The 22,839-nt window shown below is 68.3% G+C and carries 24 protein-coding genes; 7 read left to right on the forward strand and 17 right to left on the reverse strand.

Annotated features, from left to right (window positions below):
* Nucleotides 1-73: 73 nt before the first annotated feature.
* The 7 genes from PT931_RS25110 to PT931_RS25140 form a co-directional block, all read right to left on the reverse strand.
* A complete protein-coding gene (locus PT931_RS25110) occupies nucleotides 74-805 on the reverse strand; it encodes a hypothetical protein (protein WP_456248127.1) in 732 nt (243 codons plus the stop codon).
* Nucleotides 795-1,331 (reverse strand): SigE family RNA polymerase sigma factor, encoded by a 537-nt coding sequence (locus PT931_RS25115; RefSeq protein ID WP_456248128.1) that lies wholly within the window; start codon nucleotides 1,329-1,331, stop codon nucleotides 795-797. Before PT931_RS25115 ends, PT931_RS25110 begins: the two co-directional genes overlap by 11 nt.
* A gap of 43 nt (nucleotides 1,332-1,374) precedes the next feature.
* Nucleotides 1,375-1,752, reverse strand: coding sequence for an adenosylmethionine decarboxylase (gene speD, locus PT931_RS25120; protein WP_456248129.1), 378 nt, complete (start codon nucleotides 1,750-1,752; stop codon nucleotides 1,375-1,377).
* Between the two features lie 102 nt (nucleotides 1,753-1,854).
* Nucleotides 1,855-2,154, reverse strand: coding sequence for a phosphopantetheine-binding protein (locus PT931_RS25125; protein WP_456248130.1), 300 nt, complete (start codon nucleotides 2,152-2,154; stop codon nucleotides 1,855-1,857).
* Nucleotides 2,151-3,179 carry a hypothetical protein gene (locus PT931_RS25130; protein WP_456248131.1) on the reverse strand — a complete coding sequence of 343 codons (1,029 nt, stop codon included), beginning with the start codon at nucleotides 3,177-3,179 and terminating at the stop codon, nucleotides 2,151-2,153. The genes PT931_RS25125 and PT931_RS25130 overlap by 4 nt, the downstream gene beginning before the upstream one ends.
* Complete coding sequence (locus tag PT931_RS25135; protein WP_456248132.1) at nucleotides 3,176-3,634, reverse strand: N-acetyltransferase family protein; 459 nt, start codon at nucleotides 3,632-3,634, stop codon at nucleotides 3,176-3,178. Before PT931_RS25135 ends, PT931_RS25130 begins: the two co-directional genes overlap by 4 nt.
* A gap of 5 nt (nucleotides 3,635-3,639) precedes the next feature.
* On the reverse strand, nucleotides 3,640-4,812 hold the full coding sequence (locus tag PT931_RS25140; protein ID WP_456248133.1) for a bis-aminopropyl spermidine synthase family protein: 1,173 nt from the start codon (nucleotides 4,810-4,812) through the stop codon (nucleotides 3,640-3,642).
* Nucleotides 4,813-5,170: 358 nt separating this feature from the next.
* Here PT931_RS25140 and PT931_RS25145 point away from each other — a divergent pair, with 358 nt between their 5' ends.
* Nucleotides 5,171-5,356, forward strand: coding sequence for a DUF3073 domain-containing protein (locus PT931_RS25145; RefSeq protein ID WP_363732434.1), 186 nt, complete (start codon nucleotides 5,171-5,173; stop codon nucleotides 5,354-5,356).
* Nucleotides 5,357-5,534: 178 nt separating this feature from the next.
* Here the strand turns inward: PT931_RS25145 and PT931_RS25150 are convergent, their stop codons facing one another.
* Both PT931_RS25150 and PT931_RS25155 read right to left on the reverse strand, forming a co-directional pair.
* On the reverse strand, nucleotides 5,535-5,738 hold the full coding sequence (locus tag PT931_RS25150; RefSeq protein ID WP_456248134.1) for a hypothetical protein: 204 nt from the start codon (nucleotides 5,736-5,738) through the stop codon (nucleotides 5,535-5,537).
* 60 nt (nucleotides 5,739-5,798) lie between these two features.
* A complete protein-coding gene (locus PT931_RS25155; RefSeq protein WP_456248135.1) occupies nucleotides 5,799-6,275 on the reverse strand; it encodes a zinc-binding dehydrogenase in 477 nt (158 codons plus the stop codon).
* A 92-nt stretch (nucleotides 6,276-6,367) separates the two neighbouring features.
* Between PT931_RS25155 and PT931_RS25160 the strand changes: the two genes are divergently transcribed.
* The 5 genes from PT931_RS25160 to PT931_RS25180 all read left to right on the forward strand — a co-directional run bounded on the left by PT931_RS25160 (nucleotide 6,368) and on the right by PT931_RS25180 (nucleotide 10,042).
* Nucleotides 6,368-6,838, forward strand: a complete 471-nt coding sequence (locus PT931_RS25160) for a hypothetical protein (RefSeq protein WP_456248136.1) — start codon at nucleotides 6,368-6,370, stop codon at nucleotides 6,836-6,838.
* A complete protein-coding gene (locus tag PT931_RS25165; protein WP_456248137.1) occupies nucleotides 6,835-7,317 on the forward strand; it encodes a SigE family RNA polymerase sigma factor in 483 nt (160 codons plus the stop codon). Before PT931_RS25160 ends, PT931_RS25165 begins: the two co-directional genes overlap by 4 nt.
* Nucleotides 7,314-8,330 carry a hypothetical protein gene (locus tag PT931_RS25170; RefSeq protein ID WP_456248138.1) on the forward strand — a complete coding sequence of 339 codons (1,017 nt, stop codon included), beginning with the start codon at nucleotides 7,314-7,316 and terminating at the stop codon, nucleotides 8,328-8,330. Before PT931_RS25165 ends, PT931_RS25170 begins: the two co-directional genes overlap by 4 nt.
* A 127-nt stretch (nucleotides 8,331-8,457) precedes the next feature.
* Entirely contained in the window at nucleotides 8,458-9,051 is a 594-nt protein-coding gene (locus tag PT931_RS25175) for an RNA polymerase sigma factor (protein WP_456248139.1), read from the forward strand.
* Nucleotides 9,041-10,042, forward strand: coding sequence for a CU044_5270 family protein (locus tag PT931_RS25180; RefSeq protein ID WP_456248140.1), 1,002 nt, complete (start codon nucleotides 9,041-9,043; stop codon nucleotides 10,040-10,042). The genes PT931_RS25175 and PT931_RS25180 overlap by 11 nt, the downstream gene beginning before the upstream one ends.
* 241 nt (nucleotides 10,043-10,283) lie before the next feature.
* Here the strand turns inward: PT931_RS25180 and PT931_RS25185 are convergent, their stop codons facing one another.
* From PT931_RS25185 to PT931_RS25215, 7 genes are all read right to left on the reverse strand, one after another.
* Nucleotides 10,284-12,002 (reverse strand): ATP-binding cassette domain-containing protein, encoded by a 1,719-nt coding sequence (locus PT931_RS25185; RefSeq protein ID WP_456248141.1) that lies wholly within the window; start codon nucleotides 12,000-12,002, stop codon nucleotides 10,284-10,286.
* Nucleotides 11,999-13,747, reverse strand: coding sequence for an ABC transporter ATP-binding protein (locus PT931_RS25190; protein ID WP_456248142.1), 1,749 nt, complete (start codon nucleotides 13,745-13,747; stop codon nucleotides 11,999-12,001). Before PT931_RS25190 ends, PT931_RS25185 begins: the two co-directional genes overlap by 4 nt.
* Nucleotides 13,748-13,879: 132 nt before the next feature.
* Nucleotides 13,880-16,447, reverse strand: coding sequence for a class III lanthionine synthetase LanKC (lanKC, locus tag PT931_RS25195; RefSeq protein WP_456248143.1), 2,568 nt, complete (start codon nucleotides 16,445-16,447; stop codon nucleotides 13,880-13,882).
* A gap of 126 nt (nucleotides 16,448-16,573) precedes the next feature.
* A complete protein-coding gene (locus PT931_RS25200; RefSeq protein ID WP_456248144.1) occupies nucleotides 16,574-19,648 on the reverse strand; it encodes a BTAD domain-containing putative transcriptional regulator in 3,075 nt (1,024 codons plus the stop codon).
* 91 nt (nucleotides 19,649-19,739) lie between these two features.
* A complete protein-coding gene (locus tag PT931_RS25205; RefSeq protein WP_456248145.1) occupies nucleotides 19,740-20,669 on the reverse strand; it encodes a sporulation-delaying protein SdpB family protein in 930 nt (309 codons plus the stop codon).
* A gap of 13 nt (nucleotides 20,670-20,682) precedes the next feature.
* Nucleotides 20,683-21,306, reverse strand: coding sequence for an SdpA family antimicrobial peptide system protein (locus tag PT931_RS25210; protein WP_456248146.1), 624 nt, complete (start codon nucleotides 21,304-21,306; stop codon nucleotides 20,683-20,685).
* Between the two features lie 6 nt (nucleotides 21,307-21,312).
* Complete coding sequence (locus PT931_RS25215; RefSeq protein WP_456248147.1) at nucleotides 21,313-21,462, reverse strand: hypothetical protein; 150 nt, start codon at nucleotides 21,460-21,462, stop codon at nucleotides 21,313-21,315.
* 186 nt (nucleotides 21,463-21,648) lie between these two features.
* Between PT931_RS25215 and PT931_RS25220 the strand changes: the two genes are divergently transcribed.
* On the forward strand, nucleotides 21,649-22,347 hold the full coding sequence (locus PT931_RS25220; protein ID WP_456248148.1) for a nitroreductase family protein: 699 nt from the start codon (nucleotides 21,649-21,651) through the stop codon (nucleotides 22,345-22,347).
* An 81-nt stretch (nucleotides 22,348-22,428) separates the two neighbouring features.
* Here the strand turns inward: PT931_RS25220 and PT931_RS25225 are convergent, their stop codons facing one another.
* Nucleotides 22,429-22,797 (reverse strand): DUF5997 family protein, encoded by a 369-nt coding sequence (locus tag PT931_RS25225; protein ID WP_456248149.1) that lies wholly within the window; start codon nucleotides 22,795-22,797, stop codon nucleotides 22,429-22,431.
* Between the last annotated feature and the right edge of the window lie 42 nt (nucleotides 22,798-22,839).

Consider the following 22,839-nt stretch of genomic DNA (forward strand, 5'->3'; position numbering starts at 1 on the left):
GGTGCCCCTGACCGCGAACGGATCAAGGACACCTCTTTTTCCTGGTACGAGCTGCCGCGCGCTCAGTCCGGGGTCACTGTCCGGGCGTGCTGGACAGCGTCGACGGGAAGGGACCCGGCGGGGCCGGGGTCGGCTGGAAGGGGCTCGACGGGGTAGGGGTCGGGTGCTGGGGCGGCCCGGACGGGGTCGGTGTCGGGTGGGTGGCTCCGCCCGACGGGCTCGGCGGCGCCTGCGTCCCGGGGCCCGCAGGGCTCGGCGTCGGGTGCGTCGTGGAGCCACCCGGGCCCGACGGAGAAGGGGTCACGCGCAGGCACGGCTCCTCGACCGGCGAGGGCTGGGGCTGCTCCGGGCTCGGAGTCGGGAACGTTCCAGGGGTGCTTCCGGGGGACGGGGTCGGCCAGTTCGGCGGCGGGCTCGACGGGACGGGCGTCCCCGGGCTGGATGACGTCGGCGCGGTGGTCGGCGGGGTACCGCCCTGCGGGGCCGTCGTCACCGTGGGGGTGCCGGACGGCTGGAGCAGCCACGAGATACCGGGCACGGGCATGCAGGTCACCGAGCCGCCGTCGGCCGGGCTCACCGCCGTGTCGGGGCCGGAGCCTCCGATGCTGAACGCGGCGGCCGCGGTCGCCGCGAGCACCAGCGGCGCGACCCCCGCCACCGCCACGATCCCGACGGTGCGCCGCCGGGCGGCCCCGCGGACGGCGCCGACCCGGTGCGGGGACAGTTCGAGCCGGGCCTCGTCGTGTACCCCGGTCAGGGCCCGACGCAGCAGCATGTCGTCCTGGGTACGGAACTCATCGGGCATGGGGGAATGCCTCCTCGGATTCGCGGAGCTGGGTGGCCAGGGCGGCCCGACCTCGGTAGAGCCACGTCTTGACGGCCCCTTCGCGGGCCCCGCACATGTCGGCGATCTGGGCCACCGACATGTCCGCCAGGTAGTGCAGGACGACCGCGCGGCGCTGGTTCGCCGGCAGGGTGGCCAGGGCGGCCATCAACGCGACCCGGTCGGGGGCGGGGCCCTCGACGGTGCGCGGCCGGTCCAGCCGGGCGTACCGGCGGGCGATGATCATGCGGCGGATCCGACTGGTGGCCAGGTTCCAGGCGACACGGCGGACCCAACCGACGGGCTCCTCGTACCGGCTGATCCGTCCCCATCGGACCCAGGCCCGGCAGAACGCCTCCTGGACCACGTCCTGCGCCTCGGCCATGTCGCCCAGGTACACGTACAGCTGGGCGGCCAGGTCGGAGAAGTTGGCCCCGTAGAACTCCACGAAGCCCGGTTCCAACGAGCTGGTCGCCAGTGTCCCGTCCCGGGCGTAGGTCATCATCATGGTCAGAACACGCGCGGGCGGGCCGGAAGGTCACACCCGGGTTCTACTGGACGTCGCGCAGCACCCTGGTGATGTTGATCCGGGTGATGTCCAGCGCGGTGCGCAGATGCTCGATGATCCGCTCGCCGTTCAGCCGGCCGCAGGTCAACAGATCGAAATTCGCCGACTGGTACTCCGGCCAGGTGTGCACGCTCAGGTGCGACTGCGACAGCACCAGCACCCCGGTGACCGCGCCGTTCGGGAAGCGGTGCACCGACTCGCCCAGCACCTGGGCGTGCCCGGCCTCGGCGGCGTCGCGCATCAGCGCCATCAGGCCCGCGTCGTCGGTGAGCAGGGCGGTGTCCTTCAGCCACACGTCCACGGCGTAGGAACACATCTCATCCGCTTTGCCGTGCTCGCCCGGCAGCGGTGCCTCGCTCATCTGGGAACCCTTCGATGGACGGCCTGCCACGACCGGCGCACCGCTCCGCCCAGTGTACAGACGACTACGGGCAGCTCAGGGCCCTGAACCGGGCACCGTGTGCTATACGGCGGCAGCCCGGATGAACGCGCACAGCGAGCCGATCGAGCGCAGGGACTCCAGCGCCCAGTCCTCGGCGGCGACGTCCACGCCGTACCGGGCCTTGACGAGTTCGAGCAGGCGGACGCCGTTGAGGGAGCCGAGGCCCAGGCCGCCGTCGAAGAGGGGGGTGTCGACCGGGAACGCCGAGACGTCGAGGTCGAGGACCTCGGTGAGGGCCGCGCGGACGCCCGTTTCGACGTCGTCGGGGGCGGCCTGGGCGCCGTTGGTGCCGGCCTCGGAACCGGCTTCCGCACTGGTCATGCCTTCTCCTCCAGGGTCAGGTGGGCCACCGGGGGAATCTCGGTGAGGTCGCGGCGGAGCAGCAGCGCCCCGCCGGCGGTCGGCGCCTCGCCGGGGACCGCCTCGAAGCCCACCCTGCGGAGCAGCATCCGGAGTTCCAGGTTCGCCAGGTCCGTGCGGATCTCGACGAGCAGTTCGCGCGCCCCGTCGGCGCGGGCCCGGTCGACCAGCCAGCCGAGGAGGGCCACCGGTACGTCCCGGCCGGCCGCGCGGCAGGACACCATGAACAGCCGGAGCCGCCAGGACGGGCCGCGCTGGACGAGGGCGGTGCTGATCTGGCCGTACTCGCCGAACCGGTCCGCCAGGCGGGCCACCGGCACGAACCAGTCCGGGTCGTCGACCAGCGCCGACAGCTGCGCCGCGGACCACTGCTCGCCGGTCGTGTTGAACCGGTGGGTGCGCGCGACCAGTTCCGCGATCCTCGGCACGTCGGCCCGGTCCGCCCCGCTGACGGTGAGCACCATCCCGCAGGAGCGGAGGAACTCGTCCCGGGAGCCGGTGAAGTCCTGCTCGGCGGCGAGCCGGCGCTGCTCCTCGCGGTACCGGTCGGGGCGCTTCCTGGCCTCGTCGGTCACCGCCTCGGGGAACAGGTCCTCGAACTGTTCGCGCAGCTCCTCCGGGGACAGCACCAGCACCCCGGGCAGCAGCGCCGCCACCTCGGCCCGCTCGAACGGGTTGTCGTCCACGAACGCGACCGCGTCCACCGCGATGCCGAGCGCCGCCGCGATCCGACCGATGGCCTCGCTCTTGTCCCCCCAGCCGAGCTGCGGGGCGACGAACCGGTCGGCCAGGTCCGGGTGTCCGGCGAGCGCCGCCGCGAGGGTCGGGTCGGTCCGGCTGGCCACGCTGTTCACGACGCCGCGGGCCTCCAGGGCGGCCATCGCGGCGAGTACCCAGGGAAAGGGGGTTGGGAGGGTGTTCTCCGGCCCTTCGATCGCGACCCCGGGCCAGACCGTGCCGTCGAGGTCCCAGACCACGCACTTCACGGTTCGATCTTCCTGCGGAGCGTGAGGTGTACGGGCTCGAAGTCGAACTTCCGGTACAGCACCCGCATGCCCTGGTTGCCCATGTACACCTTGCCGACGATCTCCCCGGCCCCCTTGGCTTTCGCGAACTCCAGCCCGTGGGCCAGCAGCGACTCGCCGACCGCCTCGCTGTCCGGGCCCGGGGACACGGCCAGGGAGCGGAAGTTGATGTAGCGGTCCTCGGTGAGGAAGTTGGTGTTCACGGCCAGCCACATCCAGCCGATCACCTGGTCCGCGTCGTCGGCGGCCACGATCATGCCCTCGGCGTCGCGGACCAGCCCCTTGCGCAGCTTGCCCCGGTGCACCTCGGGGTCGACCACGGCGTCCGCGCCGAAGGACACCTCCGCGATCACGATCTCGTAGGCCACCAGGGCGTCGAGGTCTGCTTCCGTCGCCTGGCGGAGTGTGTGCGCCATTCAGGTCACCTGTCCCGGATCAGTTGCAGGGGCCGGAAGCGGTCCCCGCCGCACTCCCGGCACGTGGCTTCCTTGAGGGCCGCGATGGTGGGCCACTCGGCGTCCTTGCCGACCGCGTACCGGGTCGCGCACTTGTTGCACACGTACTCCCGGGAGGCGCTGCGCTGGTCGGCCGTGTACAGCGGGCCGGCGTGCGCGCTCGTGATGAGGGGCGCGGTCTCGGCCGTCGTCGACAGGTACTGCAGGTGGCTGACGCCCGCGATGACCCCCGCCCCGAGGTACTCGTTGAAGTTGCGGTGCATCGCCTGCACCGTCAGCCCCAGCTCCGTGATCACCCGCTGCACCTGGAGCGTGTTCGACGGCCCCTTCGGCCCGAACGAGAACACCACCGACCGGCCCGGCCCCGGGACCAGCGCCTCCACGGCCCGGGACAGGAACAACCCGGCACCCTCCGTCGTGTACGGCGGATCCGTCAACGCCAGGTCGAAGCCCGTGCGGAGCGCCTCCGGCAGCGGTTCGCGCAGATCGTGCTCGACCAGCTCGGCCGTGACCCCCAGCTCGGCCAGACACGCCCGGGTGTACTCCAGGATCTCCGGCGAGATGTCCACCACCGCGAGCCGCTGTACGAGCGGCCGGTCGATGGCGGCCCCCACCGCGGCGATCGCGACCGCCATCAGGTCGTCGTCCCCCACGCAGAGGGCGGCGCGCGACGGCAGCAGCCCGTACCGCATCAGGAGCAGGACCCGGCGCACCTTCGTCTCGACCGTCGCGAACGACTGGTCCAGGGTCAGGTCGACCCCGGGCGCGCCCTCCATGATCTTGGCGAGCTGGGCGAGGATCGGGTCGAAGTCCGCCGGGATCTCCACCGAGTGCCCGTCGCAGCACTGGCAGGTCGCCGCCACGCTCAGGTCGATCGGCAGGCTCTCCAGCAGGGTGCGGCCCTCGTCGGTGAGCCGGCTCGGCCGGTCCTTCGTCACGACACCCCGGGTGCGCAGCTCGTTGTTGATCGCCGCGATCACGGGGAGCGGCAGGCCGACGTGCCTGCTCACGGCCTTGGTGGAGGCCGGCTCCAGCTCCCGGATGGCACGCAGCACCCGCTCGACCCCGGATTCACCCTCCTGGAGGCCGACCGCCTCGGCCACTTCGGTGAGCAGACCGGCGAGGTCGCCGTTGATCATGCGTTGTCCTTTGTTCCGGCGGCCGTTCCGGCGAGCGGGGCAAGTCTACCGTTGGGCCAGGCCACGCCCTGCTGACCGGGCACCCGGTCGGGTGGGCGGGCGCGGGCTGCCGGCCGCGCGGGCGTGGGCTGTCGGCCGCGTGGGCGTGGGCTGTCGCCTGCGTGGGCGTGGCCGGGCCGGGTGCCGCGAACCCGACCACCGGTGCCGGATCCCGACATCTGGACCGCCCGGAAAGTGTCCGGCAGGGTGAGTTCTGCACGTGGCCGAAGCGCTGTACTGTGGTCCGCACGAGTGATACCTGACGTCTTCGGGGCCCGCCTGTTGAGGGCCGCCCCGATTGTGTGCGAGGGGAGCGGCCATGGGGCGCGGCCGTGCGAAGGCCAAGCAGGCGAAGGTGGCTCGGGAGTTGAAGTATTCCTCCCCCACTACGGACTTCGACCAGCTTCAACGCGAGCTTGCCGGCGGAGGTTCGCTGCCCGCCGGGCAGCGGGACGACGTCGACGAGGACGACGACCCGTGGACACCACGGTTCTCCCGGCTCTGACCGTCTGAGCTGACACTATTCACCGGGAGGTCCCGGGGCTGACGCTCCGGGGCTTTTTCGGCCCGCCCGCGACCGGACCCCTGATCAGGGGTTCCGCGTTCCGCGGCACAGCTGTCTTCGTCGTGCGCGTCGGCCGGAGCCGAGGCTCAGGCGGCCGGAGGGCCGAGCGCGCGGGGGCTCAGACGTCGACGACGGGGCGCGGGGCGCTTGTCGCCCACTCCGGGTCGGCCGGGGCCACGGCGTTCTTGACGTTGCACGCCGGGCAGTCGTAGCGGACCCGGTAGGTGACCTCGGGGCCGGTGACGCGTTCGATGGGTCCGAGCAGCCGGATCCGGTGGCCGCCGTTGCGGGGACAGACGGGCGCGGCGGGACGGCGGGGCATGGGCTCCAGCGTACGCGCAGGTCCCGGGCCCTCCGCGAGCGCCCGGGATCCGCGCGGGGCTCAGAGGCGGACCAGCATCTTGCCCACGTTCGCCCCGCCGAGCACGCCCAGCAGCGCCGCCGGAGCCTCGGCCAACCCGTCCACCACCGTCTCCTCGGTCCGCAGCGACCCGTCGGCCAGCCAGCCGGCGGCCTTGCCGATCCACTCCGGGAACAGGTGGAAGTAGCTGGTCACGAGCATGCCGCGCAGGGTGGCCTCCCGGGACGCGGCCAGGAACAGGTTCGCGGGGCCGGCGGTCGGCGCGTTGTATCCGCTGATCGCGCCCACCATGGCGATCCGGCCCTGGGGACGGATCGCGCCGATCGCGGCCTCCAGGTGGTCGCCGCCGACGCTGTCCAGGTAGACGTCGATCCCGTCGGGGGCCGCCGCCGCGAGCTGTCCGGCGAGGTCGCCGGCCTTGTAGTCCAGCGCCGCGTCGTAGCCGAAGGTGTCGAGCAGTTTCCGGGTCTTCGCCGGGCCGCCCGCCGAGCCGATCACCCTCGACGCGCCCAGTACGCGGGCCAGCTGGCCGGCGGATCAGCCTGCTGACCGGGGACCACGCGGGCGCCCGGGAGCTGCACGAGCGGGGCATGCGGCTCGCCGAGGAGCAGGCCAACCCGTTCGCGGCGGAGTTCGCCCAGGTCGGGCTCGGGCTCACCGCCCGGCGGCAGGGCGACCTGGACACGGCCGAACGGCACCTGCGCGCCGCCCTCGCCTGGAACCGCCGCCTCGCGACCGACTACGGCGTCCCGTTCTACGGCCTCCCCCTGCTCCTCGCCGAACTGGGCTTCGCCGCCGAACTCCGCTCCGACGCCGCGGCGGCCGGCGCCCTGCACAAGGAGGGGCTGGCGGCGGCCCGGGAAGGTGGCGATCCGCGCGCGGTGGCGTTGGCGCTGGAAGGGTTGGCCGGGGTGGCGCTGCTCGACGGCGAGCCGGACCGGGCCGCGCGGCTGCTGGGGTCGGCGGCGGCGCTGCGAGACTCTTCCGGCTCCCCGCACAACAGATCCGCCCCGGCGTGCGTGTGTAGTGGGCACGGACCGCTGGCGAAGGGGATCGCATGACGTTCGAGGAGTACGCGGCGGCGCGGTTGCCCGCGCTGTTGCGGTACGCCACGGTTCTGACCGGTGAGCGGGCGCTCGCCGAGGACGTGGTGCAGGAGGTCCTCGTCCGCGCACACGCCCGGTGGCGGCGGATCGACGAACCCGAGAGTTACCTGCGACGCATGGTCGTCAACGAGTACCTGTCGTGGCGGCGGCGCTGGTCGCGGGTCGTCCCACACGCCTCGGTCGGCCTCCCGCCCTCCGACGCCCCCGACCACGCGACCAGCCACGCCGACCGCGAGGCACTCCGCGCCGAGCTCGCACTGCTGCCCCGCCGACAGCGCGCCGTGATCGTCCTCCGGTACTACGAGGGCCTCACCGACGCGGAGATCGCCGACGCCCTCGGGTGCAGCCCGGGCACCGTCCGCGGCTACGCCTCCCGCGCCCTGGCCACGCTCCGGGTATCGCCCCGGGTGCACCTCACCCAGGAGACCCGATGAACCGTACCGAGGAAGACCTGCTCCTCGCTCTCCGCGCGGACGAACCCGGCCACATCTCCCCGGACCCGATGCTCGCGGCGGTCGGACGGTTGATCGTGCGCCGACGCCGGCGGCGGATCGCGGTCGCCGCGACCCTGGGGGCACTCGTCGTGCTCGCGGCCCTGCTGGTGCCCGCCCTGAGCCACAAACCCCCCGCACCACCGGCGACACCCCCGACGACCCCGACGACCCCGAGCTCCCGCCCCGCGCTGGCGATCACCGTCCGCGAGGGGGACGTGAACGGGACGCGTTTCAACGTGAGTTTCCTGTCGAAGAACCTGCAGGCGTTCAACGTCTCGTCGACGGCGCCGGCGTTCCAGGGCACGCTCATGGTGTACGTGCAGGGCCGGCCGCTGCACGAGAAGTACCTGCCCGTCGACGGCGCCCCGGCGGTGACGGTCGCGGGGCGGCCCGCGCACTACGCCGTCCGCGACGTGCACCCCACCGGGCCCGCGACCCACCGCGCACTGGTCTGGGAATGGGCACCCGGCGGCTGGGCCATCCTGGAGCAGTCCGAGGGCATCCCCCAGATCGGACCGCCTCCGGTGTTGGCGGAGCGGGTGTCGTTCGGCCCACCGGTCGTCACCCGGGTACCGCTGCGGATCGCGCAGCTGCCCGCCGGCCACGAACTGGCGGGCGTGCAGTGGGGCTACTTCAACGTCAGCTTCCGGACGCTGCCCACCGGGAGCGAGCCGGCCACGACGGTGTACATGTACGTGCTTCCCACCCGCGACGTCGACTCGCTCACCGCCGAACACCAGAACCTCACCGTCGCCGGCCACCCGTCCAAGTGGGTCCCGAAGAACCTCAGCCAGTACGTCGACATGGGCCAGTGCACCCTGCACTTCCGGACGCTCTCCGCCCCCAACCCGCCCTACCTGGAGGAACTCGTGCGTGGGATCACCATGGCACCCGACTGCGTGAGCGAGGCCACGTGGTTCCCGGCGACCAGCTCCATCGCGGGCGGAAACTAGACCGGGTCCGCGCACCCACCGGGCTACCGTGACGGTGCACAGCCCGGGGTGCCGGACCCCCGTGAACCCGATCGGCGCGGATCACGGATAACAGGCGTCCACGCCCCCCATCGTGAGAGGCCCACGCATGACGCATACCGGGTCCGACGCCGAGGTCATCACCGCCTCCCTCAGGGAGCCGGAGCACTTCGGTGTGCTGTTCAACCGGCACGGTCCGCACATCCACCGGTACCTGGCCCGGCGGCTCGGGCACGAACCCGCCGACGACCTGCTCGCCGAGACCTTCCTGGTCGCCTTCGGCAAACGTGACAGGTACGCCGCCGACCGGCCCGACGCCCGACCCTGGCTGTACGGCATCGCCACCCACCTCGTGGCCCAGCACCGCCGGGACGAGGTGCGCCGGTACCGACTGGTCCAGGCCGTCCCGCCCGCCGGCGACGAGCCCGGCCACGCCGAACGGGTCGCCCTCGACGTGACCAGCCAGGCCCTGCGCGGACTGCTCCTCGACGCGCTCGCCGGCATCTCCGACGGCGACCGGGACGTCCTGCTCCTGGTCGCCCAGGAACAACTCAGCTACGAGGAGGTCGCCACCGCGCTGGCGATCCCGGTCGGCACCGTACGGTCCCGACTCCACCGGGCCCGCCAGCAGGTGCGGGCCGCGCTCGGCGCCTCCGAGCCCATGACGACGACGATCGAAGAGGTGCTGCACCATGGTCGATGACCTCCGCCTGGTCCACGAGCTCGGCCAGGACACCCCGCTGCGGACGGCGGACGAGCTGTCGGACGTCCGTACCCGCCTGCTGCTCTCCTTCGGCTCTGAGCCGGCACCGGCGATGAACGGTCGCCGGGCCGGACTGGTCGTCGCGGCTGCCGCGCCGGCCTCGGACGTGCCGGCCGCGGCCACACTGACCGCGGCTCCGCAGGCTGTGGAGCTCGGCGCCGCCCGCGCCGCCCGGCCGCCCCGGCGGAAGTTCCGGTTCGCGCTCGGCTTCGGGGTGCCCGCCCTGACCGCCGCCGCCGTGGTCGCCGGCCTGCTCATCCTCGCCCCCGCCGACCCGATCACGGGACCGACGCAGCCGGCCCACGCCGCCGACATCCTGCACCGGGCGGCGGTCTCAGCCGCCACCCTGCCCGACATCGAGCCCCGCCCCGACCAGTTCCTCTACGTGAAGCGCGCCAGCGGCGAGCTCTGGCTGTCCATGGACGGCACCCGCGACGGCCAGATGACCCAGACCGGTTCCTCGGAGGTCAGCCCGCTCCCGGGCTGCAGGAACGGCGTCCGGGCGACGGTAGACAAGAACGACAAGGTCCAGCCCGGCATCACCGAGCCGTGCGTGCCCAGCCCGGCCTACCCGAAACTGCCCGACACCGCCGACGGCATGCTCGCCCACCTGAACGGGGAGGCCGCCGGCAACACCAGCCCGACCAACGCCGCCGCGAAGGAGGCGCTGAACCTGCTGGAGGCCCGCTACCTGCGGCCGAAGGCCCGGGCGGCGCTGTTCGAGGCGCTGTCCCGGTTCGACGGGGTGACCGTGGTGCCGGACGCCGTCGACGGTGCCGGGCGGCACGGGATCGGGATCGGGTGGTCGCACTACGGGAGCCCGCTCCAGGTGCTCGTGTTCGACAAGCAGTCGCATGAGTATCTGGGGATGAGTGGGGGTGGGGGGGTCTCGGAGTTGGCCATCGTGGACAACCTGGGCCAGCGCCCCTGACCCCCGAAGAACTTGTTGACCAGTTCCGCCCCCGGGACTTCCAGGCGCGTTGTGCTGGATGCCCCGAAGCAGGATCCGTGCTGGTTGGGGTGTAGCGCGTGACAGGTCGGCCCCGGTGCAATGCCGGGGCCGACCGCCGCCCGTGAGCCCTGGTCGGTCCAGCACAGACGTGATCAGGCGCGCCAGGTTCCACGACAACCGCCACGCTGGCGTGTAGCCGAAGATCACCGCCGCGTTCTGATCACTCGGCGTCCCGTTCCCAGCTCCAGTTGCCTGCGAGATCGGAGTACAACGGAGAACTCTCGATCAGCTCCGAGTGACTACCGGAGATGGCCTGATCGCCGTCGAGCAGCAGGATGTGGTCCGCTCGGCGGGCGGAGGAGATCCGGTGGGCGATGATGATCAGGCTGCCTGGCCGAGCTGCGAACGCCTTCTCCACCAACTCCTCAGCGACCGGATCCAGGTGACATGTCGCCTCGTCCAGGATCACAACTCGGGCAGAGGAGAGATAGACCCGAGCCAGGGAGATCTGCTGTCTCTCGCCGCTCGACAGCGTGGCGGTTGGGGCTACGAGCATCGCGCCGTACCCACCGAGCCGGTCGACAAGGCTGCGCAGGCCAATGGCCTCGACCGCTGCGTCAATGTCGGCTTCAGTCGCATCGGGCTGCTGATAGCAAAGATTTTCTCGCAAGGTACCCGCGAAGACGTACGACTGCTGCGGGATGACTGTGATGGCTGTTCGCAGGAGCCTTGGCGTGATGAGGTTCACGGGAACGCCGCCCAGCGTCACAATGCCGTGGTCCGGCTCGGTTAGCCCGGCAAGGATGCTCGCCAGCGTCGACTTGCCGATCCCGCTCGGTCCGACAACAGCCAGATGACCACCTTCCGGCAACGTCAAGGTCAGCTTCGCGATGACCGGCACCGCGTGCGGGCCATATGCGAAGGTGATGTCCCGCGCCTCCAGAGCAGCTTCCACGGGCAAAGAACACCCGGAGTTCGCCTGCGCCGACGGAGCATCCGCAGCCTGTGCGATTCTGGCCAGAACAACGCCGAGCTGTGTGATCCGGGTGCCGACAGAACCGACCAGCGTTCGTACGGCTGGCGCGAGACTCGTCAACAGGTACGTCAACACTCCGAGTATCTGCCCGGCGGACAGTTGCCCATTCCGTACCAGCAATGGTGCGAGGGCGAGCAGCAGGACCGTTGGAAGTTGCCCTCCGACAGCGACCACAACCAGTCGAACCGCTCCGGCCCTGGCCAGCGCACGCGATGCCCGGGCCTGCGCGTCGATGGCGGCACCCACGTCGGTGGCCACCCGTTCCACGGCTGCCGAGGCGACGACGTCCCGAATCCCGAGCAGAGCCCGTCCGGCTTCCGTGGCGATCACCTCGTCAGCGACGATCAGCTCACGCTGGCGGCGGGCCAGGGCTCGCAGGAGAAGTAGGTAGAGGGCGACCACGGCAATGAGCGGGGTCAGTACGATCCCGGCTGCCGCAGGAGCCAGTGCTGTGAGACCCACGGCCGTCGCGAGCATGGTCATGGCCACCTCGCGCAAGGACCGCATCAGTATCGAGACATGAGTTCGTACCGACTCGACCTGGCCGGTGATCCGGGCAGCTCCGGCGAGGTCCGGCCTCTGCCCGGCGATGACCCGGTCCAGCGCGCCACTGACGACGACCCGCACGAGCGCGTCACGCATCGGCTCCACGACAGCCGCCAGTGAGGGCAGCAACTGGCGGGTCGCCAGCGCCTTGACCGCAACGCTGATCCCCAACAGGCCGAGGAAGGCAAACCCAGTCAGAAGTTCACCGCGGAGAAACCCTCGATCCACGGCTGCGGCGACCAACCACCCCCCGGTCAATGCCGGGGCTGCCTCCACTACAGACCAGAACGCCAGCCATGCGTACGTCTTTCCCCTGCCACGAAGACATTCGCGGAGTAGGGCCCAGCCACTGGTCATGAAGCTGTCTCCGTACCGAACGTCGCTCGGTAGTCGGCATCGAGCCACAGGTCCCTGTGCGGCGCCAACGCCCGAATTCGCCCTTCATGCAGCCAGGCAACCAGATCAGCCTGCCCGGCGGTAGCCGCCCGATGTGCGACCACGACACGGGTCCGGCCGGCAAGGTGCGTGGTCATCGCCTGCCTGACCTCGGCCTCAGTCACTGTGTCCAGACTTGAGGTGGCATCGTCGAGAATCACGACACGTGCTCCCTGCGCGAGGGCTCGAGCGAGGCCCAACCTCTGAATCTCGCCACCGGACATCGGAGCGTCAAAAAGCGAAGTGTCATAGCCCTTGGGTAGTCGCAGAATGAACGGGTCGGCGTGCGCCGCCGCCGCCGCACGTTGGATCTCCGCAGTGGTGGCGGTTGGATTCGCGTAGCCGATCGTGGCACCGATCGTGGCTCCAAGCAGATGTGGGCGCTCGAACGCGTAGGCGACAGCTGCGCGGGGATCCAGGTCCGCCAGCGGACTACCGTCCAGCAAGACCGTCCCGGCGTGTGGGCTCAGCAGTCCGCCCGCGACTGCCGCCAGGGTGCTCTTGCCTGACCCTGATTCGCCGACGACTGCGACGGTCTGACCGCCGGGTACCTCCAACTCGAGGTCATTGAGAATGGCAGTTCCATCCGCGCCGTGATAGACCACGCCGGTGAGGGTGAGCGTGCCGGGCCCGTCAGGCAATACGCTCCGGCTCCGGGCCCGCACCGTCGGTTGCTCAGCGAGAACCTCGGTTATCCGGCGGGTGCCGGCCCGTGCATATGACAGCGCCATGAACGCCTCGACCTGTCCGAGCAGCCCGAGCCCCATCACCGTGTACCCGGCCGCGGCGAGAAAGTCACCCGCACTCACAGTGCCCTCAGCCACTCGGAAGCCGGCCACCGCCAGCACGATCACCTCGATGACGGACATCAGCAACAGCGACTGCCAGATCACCCGACGCTGCACCGCCCAGATCGCATATCCCTTCGAGCTGAGCTCCGGTAGCGGACGGAGAATGCGCTCCACCTCCTGGTCACGTCGACCAGTCGCGTGGATAGTTCGAGCCCCTGCGAATGCGTCGGTGAGGCGGGCAACGATGACCGACTGCGCGTTCCGATAGTCCGTGAACACGGTGGAGGCGCCTTTGACGAGTCGCTTGACCAAGAGCGCCGAGGGTGGGACGGCGAGTACGAACGTCACAGCCAGCCGCCAGTCAATCAGCCCCAGTGCCACGACTCCCCCCACTGAGGTGATCAGGCTCATGACGGCTCGGAGCATCGTAGGAACGATCCCTGCGGCATCCCCAGTGCTGGCGATCAGCCGGCTGGTCGCATCACCCGCATCGATCGTGCGCTGGCCTTCCACACCCATGCCGAGCAGATGCCGCAGAACGGTGTGCCTGAGCCATGCCGTACCGACCGAGATACAGCCGCCTTCCGCCACCGCGCTCAGGATGGCGGCAAGCACCGCAACCACCGTTGCGGCGGCGAACCAGGAGACTGCCGTGGCGTCGTCCGAACTGTGCAGAGCTTCGTCCACCGCCTCAGCCAACAGACTGGGCGCTACAAGGGCCGTAACTGTGCTGGTGAGAGTCGCTGCGGCTAGCACCGCCGTCCAGCCAGGCGCCCGGCGAGCCAGTCGGAGGAGCAGCCGATCCGCCTGGTCTAGCATCGAAACCTCGCCGCCCTTCGTGTTCTCGCATAGAGTTGGATGTCTTGCCGCCGGCATCTAGTCCATGCCGGCGGCAAGACACCACTGGCGTTCCACCTAGTCGAGGTCGCCGGTAACCAGGCTCATGCAGTTGTGGTCCGGGTGCTCCGAGGCCAGGCCCTGCAGGTCGAGAATGTTCGCCATGATGTCTCACCTCCTCTCATTCATGGTTGGGATGGTGCAACCGCGATCCAGCGGAGGAAGGTGCGGCAAGACCGACCCCTTTCCGCTGAATACGGCGTTCAGCGCGAGCAGGATGCCCGCTGATCCGGTAGCCAAGTCCATGGAGAGCCGGCGCAACTTGCGGCCAGGAAACGCCAGGTGACCCGCATATGGCTGGGCATGCCAAGCCAGCCGGCGAATGTGGCCGTCGATGACAGCCCGATCCTCAGGGCGACCCAATTGCACAAGGGTCGCCATCAACCCCATCCGACCGCGGAACAGACCCGGCTCTCGGACGAATGTCGCTCGGCAGGCGACGCGGACGGCGTCGACGACTGCTCGCATCCGCTCGTCGTCCCTATGCCGGAGATACCAGTCGAGCACCATCGCCAGGCCGCCGCTTCCGCCATCAAGGTAGATGAGGTATCTCGTTCTCGCACCGCGCTCGACCAGCTGGAAGGTGCCGTTGGCCATCATTTCGCCCCGGTCCAGATCACAGCGGAGGGCCGTGGCGGCATGGTCGAGGAAGCTCGTGTCGCCGGTTGCCTCCGCGAGTCTGAGGTACAACATCGCGGCTCCGGTCATCCCTCGCAATAGCCCGGTGCCCCGCGTCGGGACGCTCATGAGTCCGTCTGCCGTCCGGGCGGCGGACTCCATCAGTGTGCCGTCGCCGGTGACTTCGGCGAAGTGCACCAGGTTGAGGCCCATGCCCGCTCGTCCGCCCACCAGCCCGACAGGTAGCCCGGAGGCGTCGAGCGCCATTGCCCGGTCGAGCACGTTCAGGGCGTTTGCTGTGTCACCAAGCGCGTCGAGCGCATAGGCAACGCCGTGCAGCCCGTCGTAGAACCCAGGCCTGGCAGCCTTCGCCCGAAGGCTGGCCTGAACCAACCAGTCCACGTGTTCCTGCCGGACGTTGCCCCCACAGGTTCCGAGCGTATACAGCACCCCGGCTGCGCCGTATGCGAGAGTGAACGGTCCCGAGGCGTACTGAGACGGGTCGCCGGGAAACAACCGATCGAAACGCGAAGGGGTCGCACTCGCTTCGATTCCCGCGATCAGTGACGCTCGGATGGCAGGCCAGTCCGGTTCAGCGGATGCGACCAACGGATCAGCCGGGTCGAAGGGTGTGGGTCCCTCTGATCGGAAACCGACGCCCAGTCGCGCACCGAAGTCCCCATCGACTGGGAAGATCTGCTGGGCACCAGCGATCACATGTCCCACCTGCGCAGGTGCACGAACGCGACGTAGGTTCATGGGCATGAGCAGATACAACTCCACGGCGCTCATCTGGTATTCGTCCGCATCCAAGCCATCGACCCCCTCAGGGGGCATGAAGCCCGGTGCCGCAACTCGACTACGACGTTTGTCGCGTGCGGCGCCCGCGAACTCAAAGTCGATCAGCGCCAACCGGCCGTCGGGCCGGACGATGAGATTGTGTGGATGAATGTCGCCGTAGAACAGTCCGCGTTCGTGAATCTCCGCCACGGCGCTCCGCAGTTGCCCGACCACACTCGTAGCCCACGTCGTGTAGGAGGCCAGCTGCTGAGCCGTCGGGCCGCCCGGATGATGCGCCAGCGGGTAGCGGGCATGGATCTCCTCGGTGAGGGGATTGCCTTCTATGTGTTCGAGCACTAGATAGTGGTGTTCCCAGGCCTGGAAAATCCCCAGGCATTCAGGGACGAAACCCGTCTCCGACAGAACAGACAGTATTTCCCGCTGTCGGTACAGACGGGCCACGGCATCTAACCCATCAGCATCCAGCCCAGCATGTGGTCGGGCCTCCAGAAGAACGACTCGACGCCCGTCGCGCTCGTCGCGGGCCCGATACACGCCTCCACCATTTGAGAAATGCAGCACTGCTTCAATCTGAAACGGGAAGTCCGCCTCGGATACCGCTTGCTGTGCGGCGCGATGCTCTTCGAGGAACTCGGGCACGGTGACCCATTCGGGAACGGTGAACACCGGCCGTCGAGAGTCGGGCACCAGTTGACCGTCGGGTGTGGCGATCGCGGGTACCGGTTCACCATCCTCGCCGAGAAAGCTGCGGTCCGTGAACGAGCCGTATCGGACATGGACCGGCCCGGCACCGATCCGTAGATCGCTGAGAACGTAGGGCCCTTCGACTCCCTCAAGTTCGGCCGCCAATGCTTTGACCGCGCGCTCCATCTGACACTCGTCGGCGGGATAGATCGTGATCAGTTTGCCGCTGATTCCCCGGTCGACGTGCTTGCCGTTCATGAATCGAGACACCCGGTGACTGCGGAGGAATTTGAACGCGAGACCGGCACTGACGCAGTGCTCCCACACCACCTGACACACCTGTTCCGCATCCTCCGCCCGAGCGGAGACGTGAATCTTCCAGCCTTGCGCTGGTAGAAGGGCGCCGAGCGGGCGGAGTACGATCCACCACCCCCTTTCATGCCTTCGCCAACCCGCCGGCGGAGGAGCCATGGTTTGCGGAAACAGGTCCCCAAAGTCGGCGACCTGGTCGGGAGCCTCGTAGAAGTCCTCGTCTGCCAGACAGTACGGCGCAAGGACCTGCCAGTTCAGTCTCAACTTCCGACCCCCCGTTGTGTTCCCGCCCCGTATCCGCAGCACCCCTTCGCTACGAACAAGACGAGCCTCGCAGCAGCGCCTACTCGTCAGCTACCGGCGAAGTACCACTGCTGGTCAGGGCGGGTTTCACGTCACCGGATCGGCGATCCTCACGTGTCGAGCGTCGGGAAGTACCTCGCAGCGAGGGCACACCACATCCGGATCTCCGACCGCGTCGAGATGATCCCCGGCATAGGAGACCGCGGCATAGCCCTCGGGATAGCTGTCCACAGCCTCCTTCCAGAACCGCAGGGCACCATCTGCGTCCCCGGACACGATGGCCAGATGCGCCAGGCCCTCGGCCGCTCGGGCAGCTTGGTGACTCAAACCGTGTTCTTTCGCCAGTGCGTGGACCTGGAGAAAGACCGTGGATGCCGGCTGGAGCTCCCGTTGCGACACGAACAGCTCTCCGAGAGCATTGAGCGCCTCGCACTCGGCCTCAGCCTGGCCCAGGCTTCGCGCGATCTCCAACGCCTTCCGTCCGTCGGACAGGGCGGGTCCAAAGGCCCCGAGCGACCGGTAGACGGCCGAGCGCCGAGACAGTGCCCACGCCTCGGCGGACTTCATCCCGGCTTGCTGACTCCGATCCGCCGCCGCGCTCAGCGTCTCCAATGCGGCGACGAATCGGCGGTCGAGGTGATGGACCAATCCGATGTTGACCTGGGTCAGTACCTGCGTGTACTGCGAAACGAGAACGTCACCCAGCCCCGCAACCCATTCGAACAGGGCCAGCGCCTCTTGGTACTGGCCGGTGTGCAGACAGATGACGCCAAGGTTGTTGGTCAGGTTGGCTGCCAACCGTTGATCGTCAGCGGACCGCGCCATCGACAGCGCTCCGGAAAATGCCTGGCGAGCATCCTCGACGTCTCCACCTTTCAGACACGCAATTCCGAGATCGGTGGTGAGATAGGCCTGCCAGGTGATCTCACCTGCCTCCTCCGACAGTCGTATCGCCGTCTCAAGATGCCTGCGGGCGGTGACGGTATCCGACTCCCGGTCACGTGCGATCACTGCGAGCGCCGCCAACGACGCGACTTCACCGACTCGCACACCAGTCGCTCTCGCCGCGGCCAGCGCCATCTCGAACAGGTCTGCGGCGTCACCGCCGTAGTTCAGGGAGGGCAGGTAGGGCATCAGGGCACACGGGAGCTGCCACGTATGGGAAAGCCATCCATTTTCGGCGGCGAACCGACTTGCGGCAACCAGCCCCTGGTAGTTCTGCTTGAGCAACTCGGCCCGCTCCTCGTCCGAGCAGGGCAGTTCGAAAGAGTTGGGCGCGTTCTCCAGTTCGATGTCAAAACGGAAAACGCCGATTGCCCACGAACGGCACCACGCGTGCGTAGTTGCCAGGTAGTAGTCCAGCATTCGGTGGGTCGCAGAATGCCGGGTAGGTTCGTCGTCATGCAGATACAACAGTTCCTGGGAGCAGTCCCTCACCAGATCGTGGAACTCGTAGCGTCCGGCCGAATGCTGCAACAGCAAGCTGTACTCGAACAGGCTTTCCAAGCACAGCTCGGCGTCCTCGACACTCATATTGGCGAGCGCCGCCGCGATTCGGGAGTCGAAGTCGGCAACCGGATGCAGGCTGAGCAGCCTGAACAGCGAGCGTTCGACAGCCGTCAGATATTCGTACGACAGCCGTAGTACCGCCATGACACTGCGATCCCCCGAAGTGAGAAATCGGGTTCGCCGCCGATGCGTTCTCAGCTGACCGAGCAGGTCCTCCACCGTCCAACTCGCTCGGTCACGGAAGCGCGCGGCGGCAATCCGTACCGCGAGGGGCAACCGACCACAGAGATCGACAATCTCATTGAGGGTCTCCACCCGTAGGGAGGACCGTTCCCGACCCGAGATCTGCACAAAGAGCTCTGCCGCTTCACCTCTGGGCAGGATGTCCAGTGCCAACGGAACTGCACCTTCCAACGCAGTCAGCCGGCGTCGACTTGTGACGAACACCCGGGTGCCCGGCGAGCTGGGCAGTAGCGGCCTTACCTGGGCCTCATCGGTCACATTGTCGAGCAGCACCAGAGCGCGTTTCCCGGCAAGCCGCGATCTCCACAGATCAGTTCGAGCCGACATGTCGGCCGGGATCAGCTCAACAGGCACGCCAGCTTGCCTGAGCAGGACCTCCAGCGCCTGGTTCGGCGTGGCAGGCTTCGTCCCTACCGTGAATCCATGCAGGTCGACAAAGTAGTGCCCGTCGGGATACTGCTCTGAGATCTGATGCGCAACTCGCACTGCGAGAGCGGTCTTGCCTACCCCGCCCATACCCTCGATCGCCGAGATCACCAGCGCAGTGGACGACGGGTCGTCCACAGCTGAAAGCAGTGCGTGGATATCCGCGCTCCGCCCCGTGAACTCGATCGTGTCGCGAGGTAGGAACGACATCGACGCGGATGCGCCGTGCACTATCCCGACGCTGGGCGGCGGCCCAACCGGCAGTTCGCCACGGAGGATCGACCGTTGAATTCTTCGGAGGTCTGGCCCGGGATCGAGGCCAATTTCGTCGGCTAGAAGTCGACGCCCTTCTTCGTAGACACTCAACGCGTCGCTCTGCCGACCGCTGTACTGCAGCGCGAGCATGAGGGTCCCACGTAGGGATTCCCTCAATGGGTTGGCTGCCACCAGTCCGACCAGATCTCCGACGAGAGAGCTGGACGGGTCCAGCCGCAATCGCAGGGACATCAAACGTTCCACTGCGACCATGCGCTCTTCGTCGAGCCGCGCTGCCACGCCTTGCAAGTAGCGATTGCCAGCCGTGATTCCGGACAACGCCGGTCCCCGCCAGAGCCCGAGCGCGGCCTGGAGCCGCTCTCTGGCCGCGGCCAGGTCACCACCGCTCTCCTCGCGTTCCGACTCACGCATCGCGGCGTGAAACATGCGCACGTCGACGGTTTGATCGGCGACAACCAACCGATAGCCGGCCTGTGAGGTAATGAGGTCGGTATCACGAAGAACAGCAAGCGCGCGCCGAAGACCGGCGATCGCGTTGTGGATTTGCTGGCGAGCCGACTGCGGTGGGTTGTCCCACAGCACCTCCCCGATGCGGTCCAATGGAACGACGGCATCCTCACTGAGGAGAAGCGCAGCCAAAAGACGGACCTGCCTAGCTCCCCCGAGTGGAATGACCTCGCCCGATGAACTCGCCTCGAGCTGGCCCAACAATCGGAATGTCAGATCGTTCCGTGAACCACGTGGATCTGGTGTCAAGTGTGCTGCCTGCATGCTCGCCCCCTCCTGAGCCTGCCAGCAGTCAACAGCCTTCCGTCGACCGCCGCTCAGTATGCCCAGCGGGCTCTACCCGTGGCAACCGGTGACCTTCCCGGGGTGAAGCGCCGCAGCTCGCGTACAACATGGACAACAGCGCAACCATGACGAGGCTGAAGCTCGGCAGTCCCATCAGCACCGCGATCGGCAGGTGGAGGGCGATGCCGAGAAGCAGCGCGTACCAACACATGCGTTTGCTCCCAAGCACCAACACCGCAATGAGCAGCTCCACCGATACCGTCCCCCAGGTCAGGGCAGCGACCGCAGGTTGCGACGAGAACACCGGCGGGATCGAGGCCTGCAAGCTCTCAAGGAAACCATGGTATGGATGGTGGGCGATGTTGGAGATAGCCGTACCGTCCCGCCATTCCGCAACAGTCAGCTTCGCGACTGCGGCCCAGAGGTAGACAATGGCGGCCTGAACGCGCAGCGTGAGACCGCCGGCATACGCCGCGCCCCGCCATGCGGGCTGCAACAGCTGCTCTGGCGGGCTCCAATGCCAAGCACGCCCGTCGCCCAGACACATCGGGACTAGGAGAACGGTCATGATCAGGGCCACCTGCTCGCCACCGTTTGTCTGGGTGACACTCGCACTGATGCTGTAGGTGACGTACCAATGCGGCACGCAGGTCAGTCTCGGACGGTAGCCAGCCGCCACCGCCACCAGAACAGCGAACACCAGAACCCTGGTAACAACCAGACCTGTCGAACCGGAGCTCCCCAGACACCATAGAGAGGCCGCGCGAAGACCGTCGCAGCGAAAGCCGTCCGGTGCCTGTGTCGTGTACGAGAAGAGCGCCAGGTCAGAGCTGAACACGAAGATGCTCAACTGGGCCAGGGCAAGGAGCGACCTTGCCGCGCCGAACAGCACGGTCCTGGGTTCGAAGGCCGCCAACGCCTGCCTGATTGCCGCCATGCCCATTCCTTCGCTACTCACATGTGACGCGAAGAACGACGGTTCTGACAGGTCTCCGCGGCATGTCGCGGCCGCTGTACGTGCCCTGCGCGTCCAGCCGCTCTCCGACGAGTGCCACGACCCCGCAGACGGTGGGCAGCCGCGACCGATTCCGCACCGTCAACGGGGTAGTGGACCGGCGCTCGGCAACGCAGGCCCGCTCGTCATTGCATGCGGCCCAACGATTGCCTGGAATCTGACGGGCCAAGTCGTAGACCTCGAGTAGTTGCGAGTAACCGCGCCTGTCCAGGCCCCACAGATTCTCTGGGGCCGCCCCAGGCTGAGTCGCCATTTCCATCAGAGAACCATCGCTACTCGCCCGGTAGGCGACTGTGACCTCCATCGTTGCGGCCGCGCTGAAGAACCCCCATCCTTGCGGCCAGATCAGCCGGTACGTGCCGCGCTGAGCTTCCAACCAGGACGGCGCGACGCCGAGTGGCAGTTGCGTTACGAGGCCCACTATCAGGCACGTCAAGAGCATGCCCGCCGTCAGGCGAAACCCCCGTTCGGCTGAAGCCTCGTCCGCGCCCTGCCCGGCCTGATCGGTACCTGATCCGAATGACGACTCCAACGACCGCATGGACTCTTCAGCGTGCATACGCGTCTACCCCTGCGCGCTGCATCCTGAGCAGGTTCCGTCGGTTTGGTCCAGCGTCGGATTGCCGGCCGAAGCACCGCTCGCGTTTCCCAGCATCGCTGCCAGAATCAACGCGAGGGTGGCGATCAGTGCGCCAATCAATGCGGACTTCTTCATCTGTTGCACGCTCCTGCCTTGGTGAGATTGAGGCAAGGAGGCCAATTGGCTGCCCCCGTTCGAGCGCTCACTGTACATCGACGTCCGTGCCCAACGGCGACCATTCACTACCCACGCGCTACTCGTTCCCTACCGACGCGTCGGGAGTCCCCAGAAGCTGGTCGAACCATGGCAGAATTCGGCCTCATGGAGTTCAGCGAGGTACTTCGCCGCCGCCGCATGGTGCGACAGTTCTGTGACCGACCGCTCACGTCGGAGGTCGTTGACAAGATCATGGCGAGCGCACTGCGCGCTCCGTCAGCTGGGCTGACTCTCGGCTGGGCCTTCCTCGCTCTCATCGACCGCGCCGACCGCGATCGACTCTGGCAGTTCGCGCCGAACCAGGTCCCGCACACTCCGACGATGCGGGATGCGCCGCTGATTGTCGTGCCGATGGCGTGCAAGGAGGCCTATGTTCAGAGGTACGCGGAGCCGAGCAGGGGCGGCCTGAGCGAAGAGGACTGGCCCGCGCCGTACTGGTTCATCGACGCGGGCATGGCATCACTGTCCATGCTGCTCACCGCCGTCGACGAGGGACTCGGTGCCTTCTTCTTCTGGCTGCTTCCTTCTGTCGCCGATCTCGGCACTCCAGGCACCACCACCAAGCATCTGGATGCCTTCCGAACAGAGTTCGGAGTTCCCCCCGAGTACTCCCCCATCGGCGCCATCGCCATCGGCTACCGGTCGCCCGACCTGAAACCACAGAGCGCCTGGCATGACGAGCGGCGCAAGGAGGTGGGCACCGTGTTCCACTACGGGCAGTGGGGGCAGCAGACCAGGCAGGCAGCCGACCCGCCAGACCCTGATGAACCACCCAAAATGCTAATAATAGGAAATGGACGGTAATTTCGCCGGCGCGAGCCCGAATGTCGAGCTACTCGGGAATCGTCGCCCGAACGAGCGACGATTCCTTCCCCGCTATGAGCGTTAGTCGCGCCCCTGCTGGATGCGCTGCTCGCGGAGCACCTCCGCGTACGTCTCCCGCTCGCGGATCAGCCACGCCGGCGGGTCGGCGATCAGAGCCGCGATCTCCGTGGTCGTGAGCGGATCCGTGATGCCCCCGCGCGCCAGCCCGCTGTTGGACACCCGCAGCCGGGCGGCGATGACGTGCCGGGGGTGCGGGCCGTTCTTGCGCAGTTCGGCGAGCCACGGCGGCGGGTTGCGCTGGAGGTCGTCGAGTTCCTCGCGGGACACCATGCCGTCCTGGAACTCGGGAGGGGTGGCCGGCAGGTACACCTCGAGCTTCAGCGCCGCCGTCGAGGGCTTCATCATCTGGGATTTCTTAGGCTTGCTCACCAGGTCAGATTAGCGGGCCGGGAACCGGCCGGGCGGATCCCC

The organism is Longispora urticae, assembly GCF_053902585.1.

What these genes read in the sequence shown, in the direction of transcription:
- PT931_RS25110 (WP_456248127.1), bottom strand. Translation starts at nt 805, where the DNA reads ATGCCCGATGAGTTCCGTACCCAGGACGACATGCTGCTGCGTCGGGCC.
- PT931_RS25115 (WP_456248128.1), bottom strand. Translation starts at nt 1,331, where the DNA reads ATGATGATGACCTACGCCCGGGACGGGACACTGGCGACCAGCTCGTTG.
- speD (WP_456248129.1), bottom strand. Translation starts at nt 1,752, where the DNA reads ATGAGCGAGGCACCGCTGCCGGGCGAGCACGGCAAAGCGGATGAGATG.
- PT931_RS25125 (WP_456248130.1), bottom strand. Translation starts at nt 2,154, where the DNA reads ATGACCAGTGCGGAAGCCGGTTCCGAGGCCGGCACCAACGGCGCCCAG.
- PT931_RS25135 (WP_456248132.1), bottom strand. Translation starts at nt 3,634, where the DNA reads ATGGCGCACACACTCCGCCAGGCGACGGAAGCAGACCTCGACGCCCTG.
- PT931_RS25140 (WP_456248133.1), bottom strand. Translation starts at nt 4,812, where the DNA reads ATGATCAACGGCGACCTCGCCGGTCTGCTCACCGAAGTGGCCGAGGCG.
- PT931_RS25145 (WP_363732434.1), top strand. Translation starts at nt 5,171, where the DNA reads ATGGGGCGCGGCCGTGCGAAGGCCAAGCAGGCGAAGGTGGCTCGGGAG.
- PT931_RS25150 (WP_456248134.1), bottom strand. Translation starts at nt 5,738, where the DNA reads ATGCCCCGCCGTCCCGCCGCGCCCGTCTGTCCCCGCAACGGCGGCCAC.
- PT931_RS25160 (WP_456248136.1), top strand. Translation starts at nt 6,368, where the DNA reads ATGCGGCTCGCCGAGGAGCAGGCCAACCCGTTCGCGGCGGAGTTCGCC.
- PT931_RS25165 (WP_456248137.1), top strand. Translation starts at nt 6,835, where the DNA reads ATGACGTTCGAGGAGTACGCGGCGGCGCGGTTGCCCGCGCTGTTGCGG.
- PT931_RS25170 (WP_456248138.1), top strand. Translation starts at nt 7,314, where the DNA reads ATGAACCGTACCGAGGAAGACCTGCTCCTCGCTCTCCGCGCGGACGAA.
- PT931_RS25175 (WP_456248139.1), top strand. Translation starts at nt 8,458, where the DNA reads ATGACGCATACCGGGTCCGACGCCGAGGTCATCACCGCCTCCCTCAGG.
- PT931_RS25180 (WP_456248140.1), top strand. Translation starts at nt 9,041, where the DNA reads ATGGTCGATGACCTCCGCCTGGTCCACGAGCTCGGCCAGGACACCCCG.
- PT931_RS25185 (WP_456248141.1), bottom strand. Translation starts at nt 12,002, where the DNA reads ATGACCAGTGGCTGGGCCCTACTCCGCGAATGTCTTCGTGGCAGGGGA.
- PT931_RS25190 (WP_456248142.1), bottom strand. Translation starts at nt 13,747, where the DNA reads ATGCCGGCGGCAAGACATCCAACTCTATGCGAGAACACGAAGGGCGGC.
- PT931_RS25205 (WP_456248145.1), bottom strand. Translation starts at nt 20,669, where the DNA reads ATGGCGGCAATCAGGCAGGCGTTGGCGGCCTTCGAACCCAGGACCGTG.
- PT931_RS25210 (WP_456248146.1), bottom strand. Translation starts at nt 21,306, where the DNA reads ATGCACGCTGAAGAGTCCATGCGGTCGTTGGAGTCGTCATTCGGATCA.
- PT931_RS25215 (WP_456248147.1), bottom strand. Translation starts at nt 21,462, where the DNA reads ATGAAGAAGTCCGCATTGATTGGCGCACTGATCGCCACCCTCGCGTTG.
- PT931_RS25220 (WP_456248148.1), top strand. Translation starts at nt 21,649, where the DNA reads ATGGAGTTCAGCGAGGTACTTCGCCGCCGCCGCATGGTGCGACAGTTC.